A 17,105-nucleotide genomic window follows, 5' to 3' on the forward strand; every position below is an offset into this window, starting at 1 on the left:
GTCTCAGCCGAAAACGCCGGTTGAGAGATAACGGTCGCCGCGATCGCAGATTACGGCGACAATCACCGCTCCCGGGCTCGCTTTTGCAATTCTCAGTGCACCGGCCACCGCGCCGCCGGAACTGACCCCGCAGAAAATACCTTCCTGCTGTGCCAGCTGACGCATAGTGTCTTCCGCTTCCTGCTGTGTGATATCCAGAATATCATCCACCAGCTGCGGCTGAAAAATCCCCGGCAGATAGCCCGGTGACCAGCGGCGGATCCCCGGAATCTGGCTGTTTTCCGCCGGTTGCAAACCGGTGATATTGACCTGCGGTGCCACCTCTTTCAGATAACGCGCCACCCCGGTAATGGTGCCGGTGGTGCCCATGGCTGAGACAAAGTGCGTGATACGCCCTTCCGTCTGCTGCCAGATTTCCGGGCCGGTTGTCCGGTAATGGGCCAGCGGGTTATCGGGATTATTAAACTGGTCAAGCACATAACCTTTCCCGTCCGCCGCCATCTGTTTCGCCAGGTCCCGCGCCCCTTCCATACCCTGTGCCCGGCTGACCAGCACCAGCTCCGCGCCGTAAGCTTTCATGGCAGCCTGGCGTTCGGCACTCATATTTTCCGGCATCAGCAGTTTTAATTTATAACCGCGAATCGCTGCGATCATCGCCAGTGCAATGCCGGTATTGCCGCTGGTGGCTTCAATCAGCGTATCCCCGGGACGGATCTCCCCGCGCTGTTCGGCACCTTCAATCATACTTTTCGCCGCACGATCTTTTACCGAACCGCCGGGGTTATTGCCTTCCGGTTTGACCCAAATTTCTGCGCCGCTGCCCTCACCCAGCCGTGCAAGCCGGAAAAGCGGGGTATTGCCGATGCCATTACTGATAGATGCCACGTTGTTCTGCCTCCTGAGCCGTAAACGGAAACCATACCGCCGCCGCAAGGCAGTATGCAACCGGAATTATTTTCATCTTTATGCGCACTGTGCCTGCGGCAGCAGCGCCAGTTCATCTTCGCCGCGAAACAGCCGCAGTTCCCTGATTGTCAGCCAGACAGAATCACCGGCGGCGGCACGGGTGTCCGGCGGTAATATTACCGTCACTTCATCTTCAGCCGCTTCCGTGGTCACCACCGCAGTGCGGTAATGCCCGTGTGAACGGAGGGTCACAACCCGGGCGACAACCGCATCGGCAGAAAAGGTATGCTGCAATGTCAGCGACCAGGGGCGCACAAATACTGACACCGGCCCGGAACCGGCAGTCAGTGCGGCAACCGGCTGGCGCACACCGCCAATCCTCACCCCGCCATCCGCACCGATATCACCGCGGAAAATATTGATCTGACCGAGGAATTCGGTCACGAAGCGGTTGCTGTCATCATTCCCCAGGCTTTCGGGTGCCGCGATCTGCTCGATATGTCCGCCGCGCATCACCACGATGCGGTCAGCCACTTCCAGTGCCTCTTCCTGATCGTGTGTCACGAACACAGCGGTAAATCCCAGTGACTGATGCAGCTGACGCAGCCAGCGGCGCAGTTCGGTTCTCACCCCTGCATCCAGGGCACCGAACGGTTCATCCAGCAACAGGATCTGCGGCTCTGCCGCCAGCGCTCTGGCAAGGGCCACCCGCTGTTGTTGTCCGCCGGAAAGCTGTGCCGGGTAGCGATCCGCCAGGTGTGGCATCTGAATCTTTTCCAGCAATGACATCACTTTCACGCGGATTTCTTTTTTTGACGGACGTGTTTTGCGCGGCAGTACCGTCAGCCCGAATGCAATGTTGTCAAACACCGTCATATGCCGGAACAGCGCATAGTGCTGAAAGACAAACCCGGCGCGGCGCTCCCCTGCCGCCAGCCCGGAGACCTCTTTCCCGCTGATATACAATTCTCCGGCGGTATGCGGCGTCAGCCCGGCAATAATCCGCAGCAGTGTGGTTTTTCCGGAGCCGGACGGTCCCAGCAGCGCCACCATTTCGCCGTCCGCCACCGACAGCGAGATATCCTGTAATACCGGCTCCGCACCAAAATGGTGTGTCAGATGACGGATCTCAATGCTCATATTTCCTCCGGGATCCCTGATATGCCATCACGCCGTGGCGGATGCACAGGGTCACAACAGCCATCAGCGCCAGCAGACCGGATGCGGTAAATGCCGCCACAGTCTGATAATCCTGATGTAATAATTCCACCTGCAACGGTAAGGTGAAGGTTTCCCCGCGAATTGCGCCGGAAACCACCGACACCGCCCCAAACTCCCCGATAGCCCGGGCGTTGGTCAGGATCACGCCGTAAAACAGCGGCCAGCGGATATTCGGCAGTGTCACCCGCCACCAAATCTGCCACGCACGGGCACCCAGCAGTACTGCGGCCTCTTCTTCCTGTGCCCCCTGACTGAGCATCACCGGCACCAGCTCCCGCACCACATAAGGACAGGTCACGAAAATCGTCACCAGCACAATTCCCGGCAGCGCAAACATGATTTGGGTATCCAGCGAGCTTTCGAGAAAGCCCCCCAGCCAGCTGTTTGAGCCGTATAAGAGCAGATACAGCAACCCGGCGATCACCGGCGATACCGCAAACGGCAGATCCGCCAGAGTCAGCAATAACTGGCGGCCGGGAAAACGAAACCGCGTCACCAGCCACGCCAGCAGTGTGCCGAAAATCAGATTCACCGGCACAGTGATCAGCGCCACGATCACTGTCAGCCAGATAGCGTGCAGCATATCCGCCTCCGCCAGCGCACGGATCACACCACCGATGCCATCAGACAACGCTGTGACAAAAATCCACACCAGCGGAATCACCAGGATGAAAAATGTCAGCAGCAGACCGGCAGTGATCAGCAGCCACTTCTGCCACGAAAAACGCCGGCGGCGCAGAGAATCAGCCATGTGACCTGCCTGTGCGCAATCCGGCGCGGCTCTGAATAATATTAACCGCCAGCAATAACACCAGCGAGGTCATCAGCACCACCGAGGCAATCGCTGCAGCCGCGGGGTATTCAAATTCCTGCAGACGGACAAAAATCAGAAATGACACCACTTCTGTCTGCCACGCGAGGTTACCGGCGATAAAAATCACCGCGCCGAACTCGCCGAGGCTGCGGGTAAAGGACAAAACCGTTCCCGCCAGCGCGGCCGGGGCGATTTCCGGCCAGATCACACGGCAGAATATCTGAAAGCGTGAAGCCCCCAGCGTTTCTGCCGCTTCCTCATATTCCGGTTTCAGGGTTTCCAGCACCGGCTGTACCGTACGGACCACAAACGGAATACTGGTAAACATCATCGCGACCGCAATACCAATCCAGGTATTCACCACGGTGATATTAAATGAGTCAAAAAAACGGCCGTACCAGCCGTTCGGGGCAAAGAGAGTGGCGAGTGTCAGCCCTGCAACTGCCGTGGGCAGTGCAAAGGGCAAATCCATCAGGCCGTCGAGAATACGGCGGCCGGGAAAGCGGTAGCGGGTCAGGATCCAGGCCATCAGCACACCAAACACCGCATTAAACAGACTGGCGGCCAGCGCGGCGAGCAGTGTGACTTTATAGGCGGCAACCACCTGCGGCCCGGTGATCATCTGCCAGTACTGCGCCCAGCTCATCTGCGCCAGCTGTAATACCAGTGCCGTGAGGGGCAGCAGCAGGATCAGCCCGCTGTAGAGCAGCGTAAACCCGAGGGACAGGCCGAATCCCGGCAACACCCGCCTTGCCATATCAGCGACCCTGAGCCATCAGGGTGTCAAATTCACCGCCTGAATTAAACCGGCTTGCCATCACTTCAGACCATGAACCGAACTGATCTTCCACCTTAAACAGGGTGACAGACGGAAATTGCCCTTTGGTCGCCGCCATCACATCCGGGTCAGTCACGCGGTAATTAAACTGTGTCATTTTGGCCTGTGCCGCCGGGCTGTAAAGGAAATTCAGATACGCATCGGCAACAGCCTGTGTGCCGTTCTTTTCCGTGTTTTTATCCACCCGCGCCACCGGGAATTCCGCCAGAATATTGGATGCCGGGACGATAACGTCATAATCATCCGCGCCATATTCATTACGGATATTATTCACTTCTGATTCAAAACTGATCAGCACATCCCCCAGCCCGCGATCAATAAATGATGTGGTGGCGCCCCGGCCGCCGGTATCAAATACCGCAACATTACTGAGGAATTTTTTCATCTGTTCCTGTGTTTTGGCACTGTTTTTACCGTTTTTCTGCTGCCAGAAACCTTCTGCCGCCAGATAGGTGTAACGGCCGTTACCGGAGGTTTTCGGGTTCGGGAACACAATTTTCACATCATCACGCAGCAGGGAATCCCAGTCTTTGATCTGTTTCGGATTGCCTTTGCGTACCAGGAAAGCCATGGTGGAATAATACGGCGAGCTGTTATTCGGCAGACGCGCCTGCCAGTCCGCTGCCAGCAGATTGCCTTTGTCATGCAGAACCTGCACATCGGTCACCTGGTTATAAGTGACCACATCCGCCCGCAGTCCCTGTAATATCGCCAGCGCCTGTTTTGAGGAGCCGCCGTGAGACTGGCGGATAGTCAGCGGATCGTCCGGGTGTTCCGCGTTCCACTGTTTTTCAAACAGCGGGTTGATTTCCGTGAACAGCTCACGGGCAATATCATAGGAGCTGTTCAGCAGCTGAGCAGCACCGGCAGCGCTGCTCCACACAGTTGAAAGCAGCAGCAGACCGGCAGGTAATACAGCGTTGACAGATAGTTTCACGACGGAGAACCTCATTATGATGATGCGTTTCAGGTAACTCCGGTCAGTGTGCATATATCAGTAAAGTGATACAAGCCATTTACTTATATCATTATGGAATTATATATAGTGATTATTTCCTTCAGAATATTATACATCGATATGTTTAGTCTCTTCCTGTGTCGTGTATATATACACGCAGGACAGACGTTACTCTCAGGGGAAGGTACAGTGGAATAAGGATAAAAACAGACACAAAAATGTGCATCACTGCGGGAAAAGTATGACGGTGATAACGGGTAAAAGAAACGAAAAGCATGCGCGCCACGGATGGCGCGCCTGAGCTTACAGGGATGTATTCACAGCGACTTTTCGTTTTTGCCCGTTATCAGCCGGTTCCGGGCTTAAAGTGACCCCCTCCTACAGCGCACTCAGCTGTACCAGCGACGGCGCATAATAATAAGCCCCGGTTTTCGGTTTGCTGAACCGCAGCAGATCATCAAATTTACCGTCAGTTTCGCCAAACATACTCAGCAATTGCTGCTCAATATTGTGCAGACGAGCGCAGTACGCGATAAAGAACAGACCGTGCTCACCACCGGCAGTACCGTACGGCAGGCTCTGGCGCAGAATGGAAAGCTCTTCACCCTCCTCCTCAATCACCACACGCGACACATGAGACGTTACATTGCGCACATTTTCATCCAGCTCAGTGCTGTCTGCCTTGGTGCGGCCAATCATCTTTTCCTGCTGCTCTTCGGAAAAACGAGTCCATTTATTCAGGCTGTGTGCCCAGCGCTGAGTCAGGATATAACTGCCGCCCGCATCTTCCCCATCCGCGATCAGTGCCACGTCCGGACGATCATCCCCTTCCGGGTTTTCTGTGCCGTCGATAAAACCGCTCAGGTCGCGCTCTTCCGTCCAGCGGAAGCCATGAATTTCGCCCTGAATCTCAACTGCACCCGCAAATGCCGCCACCGCTGCCTGTGCCAGTGAAAAGTTAATATCGTGACGCTGAGAATGGATATGGATCAGTAAATCATACTGTGTTGCCGGCGCCAGGCCGCGCCCCAGTTCACGGAAGTTTTTCAGTTCCGGCGCACTGCTCCGACTGCCCAGCTGACGCCACAGGTCGTGACCGAATGCTACCGTAGCACTCAGCTGATCAGCCGGAAACTGAGTCTGTAACGTTTTCAGTGCTGCCAGAAAAACCTGACAACCACGCCGGATCGCCGGTAAATCACCTTTGGTGTTTGCTTCAATAAAAATACCGAAACGGCAGTGTTCCGGCAGAATACCGCTTTGTGCTTGTGACATATTGCTCCCTTTGCATCGTCAGTCTGATCAGGAAATGGCCTTATCATAAATCACTGACGCGGAATTACGTTGTTATTCCTCAAGTTCATTTATTATTCCGGGTTATTTATTGGCCCAGACGATATAACTGACGCGCCAGTTCTTCAGAATATCATCGGACGGCATCAGAGTTTCAGGGCCGTTCCAGGTTCCGCGGAAAACATAGGAAACACGCGGGGTTTGCGGTGAGCGGCAGATAACCTGAGCACTGTCATCAAATTCAGTGGTCAGGGTGCAGGCACCGGCAACGGCCTGCGGATAGATATCAGAAAAGAGGGTTCCGGTTTTGGTATCCCATTCTGTGCGGATATCCGCATCATTGGCGACAATGCGCTGCACGGTGCCCTTTTCCGGCCCGGACAGACGGATAACCGTTTTATTATCTTTCCGGCCTTCAAAAATTTTAACGATCTGCCCCTGCTCGGTCTGCATGCCACCGCGCAGTGTGTATTTATCGTCCAGTCCCTGACTGATCGCCGTTTCGGTCATGGCTGTCTGGTTATTCACACCGCCGACACCCTGTGCCGTTACCGTCAGCGCACTGCTGCTGAACCAGCTTACCGGCGATAATGATGACCATGAAAACGAACTGCACCCGTTCAGCATCAGTACGGCACCAGCCACAGCAGCCAGCTTTATTGCCTGATAACACTTCATTCATTGCTCCTTTGCATTCGGTTCAGATATCAGACTCCGGAATTGACAAAACATTCATTCTGAATTATTACATCAAATAACGTTAACAAAATACGTATATTTACGAATTCAGTAACGTAACATTTCCGATAAGATATCTCCCAGCATATCACCGACATTCTCATTTACCGGCGACATAAGCTATGGCTAAAATGACATTCACATCATCGTCTTTTTACCTGTTTTCAGCGGTTGTGCTGGCAGGTACATTCTGGTTTCAGTCTGCTGCTGCCCTGCCGTCCTTTTCTGCCTATGAGTATCATCAAAGCACAGTAAAATGTGAAACAGCACAGCGTTTTGTCATCAAGCAGCTGCCCTATCTGCAGGATAACAGCCGGGTGATTCTGGAAGGCAATATTCAGTCTCAGATTTCAGCGGAGCACTATCTGCTGGGGGATTACAGCGGTATCGTCGAAATAAAAATTCCGGCGGATTTATGGGGGAAAAAGATTATCACCCCTAATGATACCATCCGTATTGAAGGCGGAATGGAAAAAGACCGCCATGAGATTGTCGTAACCGCAGATTCGCTCAGTGTGGTAAACGCCGGCAGTTAATATTCCGGGTCGGTGATCAACCGTTTGCTGTAGGTCAGGCTGTCCTGCTGACACTCGTCGTAAGCCAGCTTGTCAAACATGCTCAGTGTGGCGGTATTCTCATCCGGAATCGACAGCAGTAACTGCGGACATCCCCGCGCCAGCAGCTTTTTCTCGAGTCTCGCCACCATCGCATTGGCAATTCCCCGGCCCTGAAATTCCGGATGTACCGCCAGATAATAGGCATAGCCCCGGTATCCGTCATAACCGCCCAGCAGTGTGCCCACCACCTCGCCGTTGACTTCCGCCACCAGAAACAGTGCCGGGTCGTGTGCCATTTTCCGCTCAATCACGGTTTCCGGGTCATCCGGAGGGGTGACCAGATCACAACGCTCCCAGAGTGCAACAACCTCTTCAAAATCGCCTTGCTGAAATGTGCGAATGTCCATACCGTTACCTGTCTGCCGGTTGTCTGCCCGTGTCCGTGACGGAACGGGTGTGATATCTTATAAAAACAAAATGATATACTAAAGTTTATCCGCAGCTCAATGGTCGTGATGTAATGAATATCCCTGATAGTGACAGTGTTAAAGATTTTTTTCTCCGGTTACAGGATTCCCTGTGCGGACAACTCGCCGCCTGTGACGGCGGTGCTGAGTTCAGCGAAGATAAGTGGCAGCGGGAGTCCGGCGGCGGCGGGCGCAGCCGGGTACTGAAATCCGGCGCACTGTTTGAACAGGCCGGTGTTAATTTTTCACATATCAGCGGGGACAGCCTGCCGCCGTCAGCCACAGCACATCGCCCGGAACTGGCCGGGCGTCACTATCAGGCCATGGGGGTTTCCCTGGTGCTTCATCCGCATAATCCGTACGTCCCGGCCGCACACGCTAATGTGCGCTTTTTTATTGCCGAAAAAACCGGCTGTGATCCGGTCTGGTGGTTCGGCGGCGGTTTTGATCTGACCCCTTTCTATCCTTTCACTGAAGATGCCGTACACTGGCACAGTGTCGCCCGGGACATCTGCACCCCGCTGGGCGAAGATGCCTGGCCGCGTTATAAAAAGTGGTGTGACGACTATTTTTATCTGAAGCACCGCAACGAAGCGCGCGGCATCGGCGGCCTGTTCTTTGATGATCTGAATAAACCCGGTTTTGAGGAATGCTTTGCCTTCACACAGGCTGTCGGCAACGGTTTTACCCCGGCTTATCTGCCGATCGCGGAAAAACGCCGTTCTATTCCCTATGGTGAGCGCGAACGGCAGTTTCAGCTCTACCGGCGCGGCCGTTACGTGGAGTTCAATCTGGTGTGGGATCGCGGCACACTTTTCGGTTTACAGAGCGGCGGGCGGACTGAATCCATCCTGATGTCAATGCCGCCGCTGGTACGCTGGGAATATGATTACCAGCCGCAGGCCGGTTCCCCGGAAGCCGCGCTGGACGATTTCCTGATCCCGCGGGACTGGGTCTGATATCAATTCACAGTGTGCTGACTGAAAAGCAGGCTGATAGTCTGCTGCGGTGAGTATTTTTCTCCGCAAAGATGGTCGCTCCAACAACAGGAGAACCGTCTATGTCAGCACATGCCCCGCGCTATTCATTTTTACCGCCCTGGATCCTGAAAAAACGCCTGCTTCATGAGGGGGATCACGAGGAGACTCAGTTATGTTATCAGCATATGCAGCGCTTGCTGGGTTACCGCCGTCTGCCGGAAACAGAGACAATGCCTCTCAGTTATGCCGCCCTGCCGGATGCCGGATGCCATTCTCCGGCGCACCGCCGGGTGATGCATCTGAAAAACCTGACCACTGTTCCGGATCTGTATTACCGTGAGGATCGGAAAGCGGAAAACCCTCAGCTGCATATAGCTGTCCGGCAGGATACCGATACCGACAATATGTTTGAATATCTTGATATCATTTACGGCTTTTTTGATGATGTCTTTGATTACAAATCCTTTAATGACAGCAATGCCACTATCTCTGCCATGACACATTACGGACGCGGCTACTGCAATGCGTTCTGGAACGGCGCACACCTGGTGTTTGGTGCCGGGGATGCGGGGATGAGTGTTTCTCCGCTGTTTATGAGCTTTGCTCAGCTCGATATCGCCACGCACGAGTTTTCCCATGCGGTGATTGATCACCTTTCCCCGCTGACTTACAGCCACCAGTCCGGAGCCCTGAATGAATCTGTCTGTGATGTGTTTACCGTTATGCTGGGTCATTACCGCAGCCGTCACGCCAGCCATCAGGGGGACTGGCATATCGGCAGAACACTGTTTAATAAACAAAGCGGAATTAAAGCACTGCGTTCCCTTTCATCACCGGGAAATGCCTATAACCATCCGGTGATCGGCAAAGATAAACAGGTGGCACATATGCGGGATTATATTGCGCTGCCGGATGATCCGGAGAATGATAACGGCGGCGTGCATTGCTACTCCGGTATCCCGAATCATGCATTTTACCATTTCGCTTCCGCCCTCGGCGGATACAGCTGGGAAGTGGCGGGGCAAATCTGGTTCGACACGCTGCGCAGAGGCAACCTGCCGCCGGAATGTGATTTCCTTACCTTCGCCCGCGAAACCCTGCTCGTTGCGGATGAAAATTATGATGAGGAGGTTGCAGCCGTGCTGCTGAACGCCTGGAAAGCCGTCGGGCTGGAACCGTGACCGCACCGGAGGAAGGCTACTGTATTCATTCCCGGACTATCCTTCCCGGAATAACAACGGCTTTCATGACTGAGAGCCGTTTTAATTACACATATAGCAGGATATTCTGTTAATAATTTTATAAAAAACAACTTTTTCAATACATTAATGGTATTTATTGGTTAGGAAAACAGGTGCCAATAAATTGTACTTTTCCATTGCTTGATATTTCTGATGGAACCATATTAATTCCATTTCTCTTCATAAAATCGGATAATTCTTTAGTACAAAAATGGTCTGTCCACTTTGTAATTCTTGATATATTTTTATCGTATGCAACGGAGTCGTTTGCTGCATCAGGTAAAGTAAATAGATTTTTATCAGATGTACTAAAGCGAATCATATATACATTTACAGGCGTGGTGGATGTATGTATTGAATCAATATATTTAACACGCCATTCTTTTGATTTTCCTGTTTTTTTATTAGCGTATTGTTCTAACCATTCGATCGTACTGTCATTTTCCTCAGATGTCTCCGTTGAAATAAAATCTTTCTTAGTATATATACTTGATGCTAATACCTTTCCATTATTAACATCTCTAATTGTTAAAACATCATTAACAGTTGAAAAAAATATCTGAGAATCCGCCAAATCAGAACCATACCAACGAGCACCATTTAAGCGCTCATCTAAAGTACTAAGACGGGACGTTGATTCTTTTCTGCAGAGGTACGATAAATGTGCTCCGTCTTGACTTCTTATATATTTTATTCTGACTACTTTATCTGATATTGATTGTGATTCCATTATATCAATATTACGACCATAGACAGTAGATAAGCCAGCTTTGCATATTTCATCCAGTGTGAATAATTCCTGTTTTTCTGATGAAAAAGCATTTCTCATGCATACCATATTAAGAGAAAATAATATAATAAAAATTATCTTTGTTTTTTTCATATTAACACCCAATTATTTAAGTTAAAGCTATTTATTTTTAACTGGCAGACAAAACAAAAAACCCCGGTAATCGGTTGTCCAACTATCGGGGTCACTTCACAATGCCGGTTTTATTTTTTGTTAACGCCCTTTCTTAATATGGGACATCAGACGTTTACGTTTGCGCAGCTGGGTCGCTGTCAGTACGTTTTTCTTATCCGCAAACGGGTTTTCACCCTCTTTAAACTGGATGCGGATAGGGGTTCCCATCACTTTCAGTGACTGACGGAAATAGTTCATCAGGTAGCGTTTATAGCCATCCGGTAAATCTGACACCTGGTTACCGTGGATAACAATAATCGGCGGGTTATAACCCCCTGCGTGCGCATATTTCAGTTTGACGCGACGACCGCGAACCAGCGGCGGCTGGTGGTCATCCGCTGCCATTTTCATAATGCGGGTGACCAGTGCGGTACTGACACGACGGGTTGCGCAGTCATACGCTTCCTGTACCGAGTCAAACAGATTACCGACACCGCTGCCATGCAGCGCAGAGATAAAGTGGATACGGGCGAAATCGACGAAACCGAGACGCAGTTCCAGCATATCTTTGACATGATCGCGATCTTCTGCGGTCATACCGTCCCATTTGTTGACGGCGATAACCAGAGAACGACCGGCATTGAGGATAAAGCCCAGCAGTGACAGATCCTGGTCTGAAATCCCTTCACGGGCATCAATCACCAGCAGTACCACGTTCGCATCTTCAATCGCCTGCAGTGTTTTGATAACGGAGAACTTTTCAACCGTTTCAGTGACTTTCCCGCGTTTACGCACACCGGCGGTATCAATGATGATATATTCGCGCCCGTCGCGTTCCATCGGGATATAAATACTGTCACGGGTGGTGCCCGGCATATCGTAAACCACCACACGCTCTTCACCGAGGATACGGTTGGTCAGTGTGGATTTCCCGACATTCGGACGCCCGACAATCGCCATTTTAATCGGCTGATCAATCGGATTGAAATCATCTTCCTCTTCGCTGTCTTCCGTTTCTGCTGCCTGTGCCAGGGCTTCCTGCTCTGCCCAGTACGCGGCGTTAGCCTCTTCTTCGGTTAACTCGCGATCATCATCCTCACTTTCCGGCTCACCATAGAACGGCACCAGAGCGCGGGTGATCAGCTGACTGACGCCACGTCCGTGCGAGGCAGCGATAGGCACCACTTCACCCAGACCCAGGCTGTAGAATTCACCCAGCGCCAGATCCTGATCAATACCGTCGATTTTGTTCGCCACCACAAAGGTGGTTTTGTTATCGCGGCTGCGCAGATGTTTGGCGATACCGCTGTCCGCCGGCATCAGACCGGCGCGGGCATCCACCATAAACAGCACGATATCGGCTTCTTCAATCGCCAGCAGTGATTGTGCGGCCATGTGGGTTTCAACACCCTCTTCCGTGCCGTCAATACCGCCGGTATCGATAATAATAAATTCCTGTCCCTCAACCTCTGCACGACCGTACTTACGATCCCGCGTCAGGCCGGGGAAATCAGCAACCAACGCATCGCGCGTACGCGTTAAGCGGTTGAATAATGTGGACTTCCCGACATTGGGACGCCCGACCAGAGCAACGACAGGTATCATGCTTTTACTGCCTCATAACACTGAAAAAATCCCCTGCACCATACAGGAGATTAAAGACGAAACGGCCCCTGTCATTCAGGAGCCGTCAATGAAACCACTCCGCAGTCAGCTGCCCTGCCGGAGTGATGCCGGAAACAGCGGTTTACTGTCAGCGGCGGAGCAGATACAGGCGTCCGTCACGGGCCTGCACCATCAGTTTATCACCGGCAATTGACGGACGACTGAGAATGCCGGAACTGTTGAGCTTATTCTGTGCCACAAACTGCCCGTTGGACGTATCCAGCCAGTGGAGATAACCTTCGCCGTCACCGACCACCAGATAACCGTTAAAGAGTTCCGGTGCGGACAGATTGCGGTGCAGCAATTTATCCTGTGACCACATGGTAACGCCATCCGCAGCACGCAGACCATAGATGTTATCATTCTGATCAACAACATAGAGGGATTCACCATCCAGCACCAGTTCGTTGACTGAGCCGAAATCGCGTTTCCACAGGATTTGTCCGCTGCGCATATCCATCGCCACCAGATTGCCGGTATAAGCGATAGCGTAAACACGGCCATCAGCAACAACCGGGGTCATATCCACGTCATTCAGTCGGCTGATTTCGGTGGTACCGGTTGTCTGCGAAATACGCTGCTGCCAGATAATCTGACCCTGGCCGAGCATAACCGCACTGACACGGCCATTATCACCGCCGACAAATGCCGCGCCCATAGCCACTGCCGGGGCAGATTCACCACGGACAGACAGGCTCGGGGTATCCAGGTTCAGGCTCCAGCGCTGTTCGCCGGACGCGGTATCAAATGCCTGTAACAGACCGTTACCGGTATGCACCAGCACCAGACCATCACTGACTTCCGGACGGGACAGCACTTCACCACCGGCGTTAGCGGTCCATGCAATTTCACCGTCATTCGCGTTCAGCGCGATCAGCGTACCGCGCTCTGTACCCACATAAACGTGTTCACCGGAAACGGTCAGACCGCCGGATAACATCGCCGGGATATTGGCGGATAAGAAACCGGTTTTTTCCGCCAGATTCACTGACCAGATTTCAACACCGGAATCGGCATCCAGGGCTTTGACCAGGCCATTGCGGTCAGCCGCATAAACACTGGAACCTTCCCATGTCGGGGAAAGGTGAGAATAATATTTACCGATACCGTCACCGACGGATTTATCCCACACGGTTTCCGGGGTGAACTGACTTGTCACTTCCGGCAGTGGTGACATCACGATAGTATCCTGTTCACTTGAACAGCCGGCCAGCAGCACAGAGGCGACTAATCCTACCAGCAGTGTTTTACGCAGTTGCATTATCGAGAGTCCCCTCACCCGGCTAAATTATCGAGTTTGAATGTCATAACGGATTTGATAGTCCCGGCACCTTCACTCTGAATACCGGTGGTGTAGGCTTCCTGCGCGCCTTTCACATCCCCTTTCTGTAACAGGGCATCACCGCGGATATCCTGTGCGTAAGCCGCCCAGCCTTTCCCTTTCACTGCCGCCACCGTTGCCAGCGCGGCATCCGGTTTTTTCTGACCCAGCTGTACACGGGCCAGACGGGCATTAATCAGATCTTTTAAATCGTCATTATCGGTTTTTGTCAGCGCCTGGCTCAGGGCATTTTCTGCCGCCGGAAGGTCGTTGCTGTCAACCGCTTTCATCGCCAGATCAAGACCGGCGATAGCGCCATAGTTGTTATTGGCTTCTTTCGCAAACGCCTGCAGACGGGCTGTCTGCTCTGCCGGGGTGCCTTTTGCTGTGACCGCCGTTTCATAGGCAATCGCCGCATCCTGTAATTTGGTGACCTGGTGAGACTGATAGTAGTTCCAGCCGGCAATACCGCCGATACCGATGATCAAACCTGCCGCGATTGCTTTGCCGTTTTCGACAAAGAAATTCTTCAGCGCTGATACCTGTTCATTTTCTGTGGTATAGACTTCCACACGTCTCTCCTTAACCTAAAAGTTCGCTCAGACGAGCGGAAAGCCCGCTCTGTGCCAGCGTCTGCTGCTCACCGGTGGCCAGTTCTTTGACAGTGACTGTCCCGTTGGCAATTTCATCCTCACCTAAAATCAGGGCGATGCGCGCACCGTTTTTATCCGCACGGCTCAGCTGGCGCTTGAAGTTGCCGCCGCCGTAGTTGGTCATGATACGCACATCCGGCAGGCTGTCACGGATCTGTTCCGCCAGCATCATTGCCGCGACCTGGCTGCCTTCACCGAAGGAGGCCAGATAAATATCGGTCACCGCAGTTTCGCTCACAAAGTCAGGATTGACAGACTGAACCAGCAGTACCATACGCTCCAGACCCATGGCAAAACCCACCGCCGGGGTATTATGACCGCCGAGCTGTTCAACCAGCCCGTCATAACGACCACCCGCGCAGACTGTTCCCTGCGAACCCAGTGCGGTGGTCACCCACTCAAACACAGTACGGTTATAGTAATCCAGACCACGGACCAGACGCTGGTTGATGCGATACTGAATACCGGCGGCATCCAAGATGGCGCACAGGCCGTCAAAGTGGACTTTTGATTCTTCATCAAGATAATCAAACAGTGCCGGTGCATCGTTCAGGAGTTCCTGAACAACTCTGTCTTTGGAATCCAGCACACGCAGCGGGTTAGTGTACATCCGGCGTTTGCAGTCTTCATCCAGTTTGTCTTTGTGCTGTTCCAGGAAGGCCACCAGTGCTTCACGGTAATTTGCACGCGCCTGTAACGAACCGATTGAGTTCAGTTCCAGGGTGACATGCTCCGCAATGCCCAGCTCACGCCACCAGCGGGCGGTCATCATAATCAGCTCGGCATCGATATCCGGTCCGCTCAGACCGAAAATTTCCGCACCCAGCTGATGGAACTGACGATAGCGCCCTTTCTGCGGACGCTCGTGGCGGAACATCGGTCCGATATACCAGAGGCGCTGTTCCTGATTATACAGTAAGCCTCTTTCAATCCCGGCACGAACACAGCCCGCTGTTCCTTCCGGCCGCAGTGTTAAACTCACATTTTCTTCACGGTCCTGAAAAGAGTACATTTCCTTTTCAACAACATCGGTCACTTCGCCGATGGCGCGCTGAAACAGGGGGGTATGCTCGACAATCGGTGTACGGATTTCACTGATCCCGTAGCTTGTCAGAATGCGTTTAAGCGTGTTTTCAATACGCTGCCATACAGCAGTATCAGCCGGCAGATAATCATTCATACCACGAACAGATTGGATTTTAGTCGCCACGTTAATTCTCTTAACTCAATGAAATATGTTTCCGATTATAAAAGCGACCCGGTGCGGGTGCAATATCGGGAGGCGGATATATCGTCCTAAAACCGCATATCCGCCAAAACAGACAATACCGGCCCGTTAATCATGAGCCGGTCCGTGATTATTCTTTCTCAACCAGACTGATATCAATCCGGTTATTCTGATCCAGCATGGCCGCCTTGGCACGGATTTTCGCTTCTAACTGATCGATCATATCCGTGTTATCCAGACGCTCTTTCTGACGGACACCGTCTTCGTAGAACCCGCTGCGGGTTTTCGCCCCGGTTACACCCAGTGTGGAGACTTCTGCCTCACCCGGACCGTTGACCACACAGCCGATAATCGACACATCCATCGGTGTGATGATATCTTCCAGCCGCTGTTCCAGCGCATTCACGGTGCCAATCACATCGAACTCCTGACGGGAGCAGGTCGGACAGGCGATAAAGTTAATGCCGCGCGAACGGATACGCAGGGATTTCAGGATATCAAACCCGACTTTCACCTCTTCCACCGGATCAGCCGCCAGCGAGATACGCAGCGTATCACCGACCCCTTCCGACAGCAGCATACCTAATCCGATCGCTGATTTTACGGAACCGGCACGGGCGCCGCCCGCCTCGGTGATCCCCAGGTGCAGCGGCTGATCAATTTTCTGCGCCAGCAGACGGTAAGCACCGACGGCCAGGAAGACATCAGACGCTTTGACACTGACTTTAAACTGGTCGAAATTCAGGCGGTCGAGAATATCCACATGACGCATGGCGGATTCCACCAGTGCTTCCGGGGTCGGTTCGCCGTATTTTTCCTGGATATCTTTTTCCAGTGAGCCGCCGTTCACCCCGATACGGATAGGGATATTATAATGACGGGCGCAATCCACTACCTGACGGATACGCTCCTCACTGCCGATATTGCCCGGGTTGATACGCAGACAATCCACACCGTACTCCGCCACTTTCAGCGCAATACGGTAGTCAAAGTGAATGTCCGCCACCAGCGGTACAGAGACCTGCTGTTTAATCAGTTTAAAGGCTTCCGCCGCATCCATGGTCGGCACTGACACGCGGACAATATCCACGCCGACACGCTCCAGGGATTTAATTTGTCTGACGGTCGCCTCAACATCCGTTGTCCGGGTGTTTGTCATTGATTGCACGGCGATAGGTGCACCATCACCGACCGGCACATTTCCCACGTAAATTCGGGTGGACTTGCGTCTTTTTATCGGGGATTCATTATGCATATGTCTTTCTCCGGAACATCCTTGTGTCCTTAATCATTGCTGTGTTTATTGTGTAGTAAAGGTTTA

Annotated in this window: 17 protein-coding genes; 3 read left to right on the plus strand and 14 right to left on the minus strand. The window is 52.7% G+C overall.

The window, feature by feature from the left end; all coding sequences use genetic code 11:
• Positions 1 to 3: 3 nt before the first annotated feature.
• The 7 genes from cysM to N7387_RS01130 form a co-directional block, all read right to left on the minus strand.
• Positions 4 to 885 (minus strand): cysteine synthase CysM, encoded by an 882-nt coding sequence (cysM, locus tag N7387_RS01100; RefSeq protein ID WP_262882069.1) that lies wholly within the window; start codon positions 883 to 885, stop codon positions 4 to 6.
• 78 nt (positions 886 to 963) lie between these two features.
• A complete protein-coding gene (locus tag N7387_RS01105) occupies positions 964 to 2,046 on the minus strand; it encodes an ATP-binding cassette domain-containing protein (RefSeq protein ID WP_279796174.1) in 1,083 nt (360 codons plus the stop codon).
• Positions 2,036 to 2,878 (minus strand): sulfate/thiosulfate ABC transporter permease CysW, encoded by an 843-nt coding sequence (gene cysW, locus N7387_RS01110; RefSeq protein ID WP_279796175.1) that lies wholly within the window; start codon positions 2,876 to 2,878, stop codon positions 2,036 to 2,038. The genes N7387_RS01105 and cysW overlap by 11 nt, the downstream gene beginning before the upstream one ends.
• Complete coding sequence (gene cysT / locus N7387_RS01115; RefSeq protein WP_279796177.1) at positions 2,871 to 3,698, minus strand: sulfate/thiosulfate ABC transporter permease CysT; 828 nt, start codon at positions 3,696 to 3,698, stop codon at positions 2,871 to 2,873. The genes cysW and cysT overlap by 8 nt, the downstream gene beginning before the upstream one ends.
• A gap of 1 nt (position 3,699) precedes the next feature.
• Complete coding sequence (gene cysP / locus N7387_RS01120; protein ID WP_279796178.1) at positions 3,700 to 4,731, minus strand: thiosulfate ABC transporter substrate-binding protein CysP; 1,032 nt, start codon at positions 4,729 to 4,731, stop codon at positions 3,700 to 3,702.
• Between the two features lie 384 nt (positions 4,732 to 5,115).
• Positions 5,116 to 6,012, minus strand: coding sequence for a Dyp-type peroxidase (locus N7387_RS01125; protein ID WP_279796180.1), 897 nt, complete (start codon positions 6,010 to 6,012; stop codon positions 5,116 to 5,118).
• A gap of 102 nt (positions 6,013 to 6,114) precedes the next feature.
• The gene (locus tag N7387_RS01130) at positions 6,115 to 6,708 is read right to left on the minus strand and encodes an RpoE-regulated lipoprotein (protein WP_279796181.1); all 594 of its coding nucleotides are present in this window, start codon (positions 6,706 to 6,708) and stop codon (positions 6,115 to 6,117) included.
• Between the two features lie 182 nt (positions 6,709 to 6,890).
• On the opposite strand from N7387_RS01130, the gene N7387_RS01135 reads away from it, so the two are divergent.
• Positions 6,891 to 7,304, plus strand: coding sequence for a NirD/YgiW/YdeI family stress tolerance protein (locus N7387_RS01135; protein WP_262864120.1), 414 nt, complete (start codon positions 6,891 to 6,893; stop codon positions 7,302 to 7,304).
• Here N7387_RS01135 and N7387_RS01140 read toward each other — a convergent pair.
• Positions 7,301 to 7,732: a GNAT family acetyltransferase gene (locus tag N7387_RS01140; RefSeq protein ID WP_262858812.1), complete on the minus strand. Its 432-nt coding sequence runs from the start codon at positions 7,730 to 7,732 to the stop codon at positions 7,301 to 7,303. The genes N7387_RS01135 and N7387_RS01140 overlap by 4 nt on opposite strands.
• A gap of 113 nt (positions 7,733 to 7,845) precedes the next feature.
• Between N7387_RS01140 and hemF the strand changes: the two genes are divergently transcribed.
• Both hemF and N7387_RS01150 read left to right on the plus strand, forming a co-directional pair.
• The gene (gene hemF / locus N7387_RS01145) at positions 7,846 to 8,751 is read left to right on the plus strand and encodes an oxygen-dependent coproporphyrinogen oxidase (protein WP_279796182.1); all 906 of its coding nucleotides are present in this window, start codon (positions 7,846 to 7,848) and stop codon (positions 8,749 to 8,751) included.
• A gap of 101 nt (positions 8,752 to 8,852) precedes the next feature.
• Complete coding sequence (locus N7387_RS01150) at positions 8,853 to 9,953, plus strand: M4 family metallopeptidase (protein WP_279796183.1); 1,101 nt, start codon at positions 8,853 to 8,855, stop codon at positions 9,951 to 9,953.
• A 154-nt stretch (positions 9,954 to 10,107) separates the two neighbouring features.
• On the opposite strand, the gene N7387_RS01155 is transcribed toward N7387_RS01150, so the two are convergent.
• The 6 genes from N7387_RS01155 to ispG form a co-directional block, all read right to left on the minus strand.
• A complete protein-coding gene (locus N7387_RS01155) occupies positions 10,108 to 10,896 on the minus strand; it encodes a hypothetical protein (protein ID WP_279796184.1) in 789 nt (262 codons plus the stop codon).
• Positions 10,897 to 11,016: 120 nt separating this feature from the next.
• The gene (gene der / locus N7387_RS01160; protein ID WP_262861837.1) at positions 11,017 to 12,522 is read right to left on the minus strand and encodes a ribosome biogenesis GTPase Der; all 1,506 of its coding nucleotides are present in this window, start codon (positions 12,520 to 12,522) and stop codon (positions 11,017 to 11,019) included.
• Positions 12,523 to 12,670: 148 nt separating this feature from the next.
• Positions 12,671 to 13,843 (minus strand): outer membrane protein assembly factor BamB, encoded by a 1,173-nt coding sequence (gene bamB / locus N7387_RS01165; RefSeq protein ID WP_279796185.1) that lies wholly within the window; start codon positions 13,841 to 13,843, stop codon positions 12,671 to 12,673.
• A 14-nt stretch (positions 13,844 to 13,857) separates the two neighbouring features.
• Entirely contained in the window at positions 13,858 to 14,475 is a 618-nt protein-coding gene (locus N7387_RS01170) for a tetratricopeptide repeat protein (RefSeq protein WP_262858816.1), read from the minus strand.
• A gap of 10 nt (positions 14,476 to 14,485) precedes the next feature.
• Entirely contained in the window at positions 14,486 to 15,766 is a 1,281-nt protein-coding gene (gene hisS / locus N7387_RS01175) for a histidine--tRNA ligase (protein WP_045138198.1), read from the minus strand.
• 148 nt (positions 15,767 to 15,914) lie between these two features.
• Positions 15,915 to 17,039: a flavodoxin-dependent (E)-4-hydroxy-3-methylbut-2-enyl-diphosphate synthase gene (ispG, locus tag N7387_RS01180; protein WP_279796188.1), complete on the minus strand. Its 1,125-nt coding sequence runs from the start codon at positions 17,037 to 17,039 to the stop codon at positions 15,915 to 15,917.
• Positions 17,040 to 17,105: the final 66 nt, after the last annotated feature.

Origin of the sequence: Morganella sp. GD04133, from assembly GCF_029835375.1 — a bacterium.
Lineage (GTDB): Bacteria > Pseudomonadota > Gammaproteobacteria > Enterobacterales > Enterobacteriaceae > Morganella > Morganella morganii_B.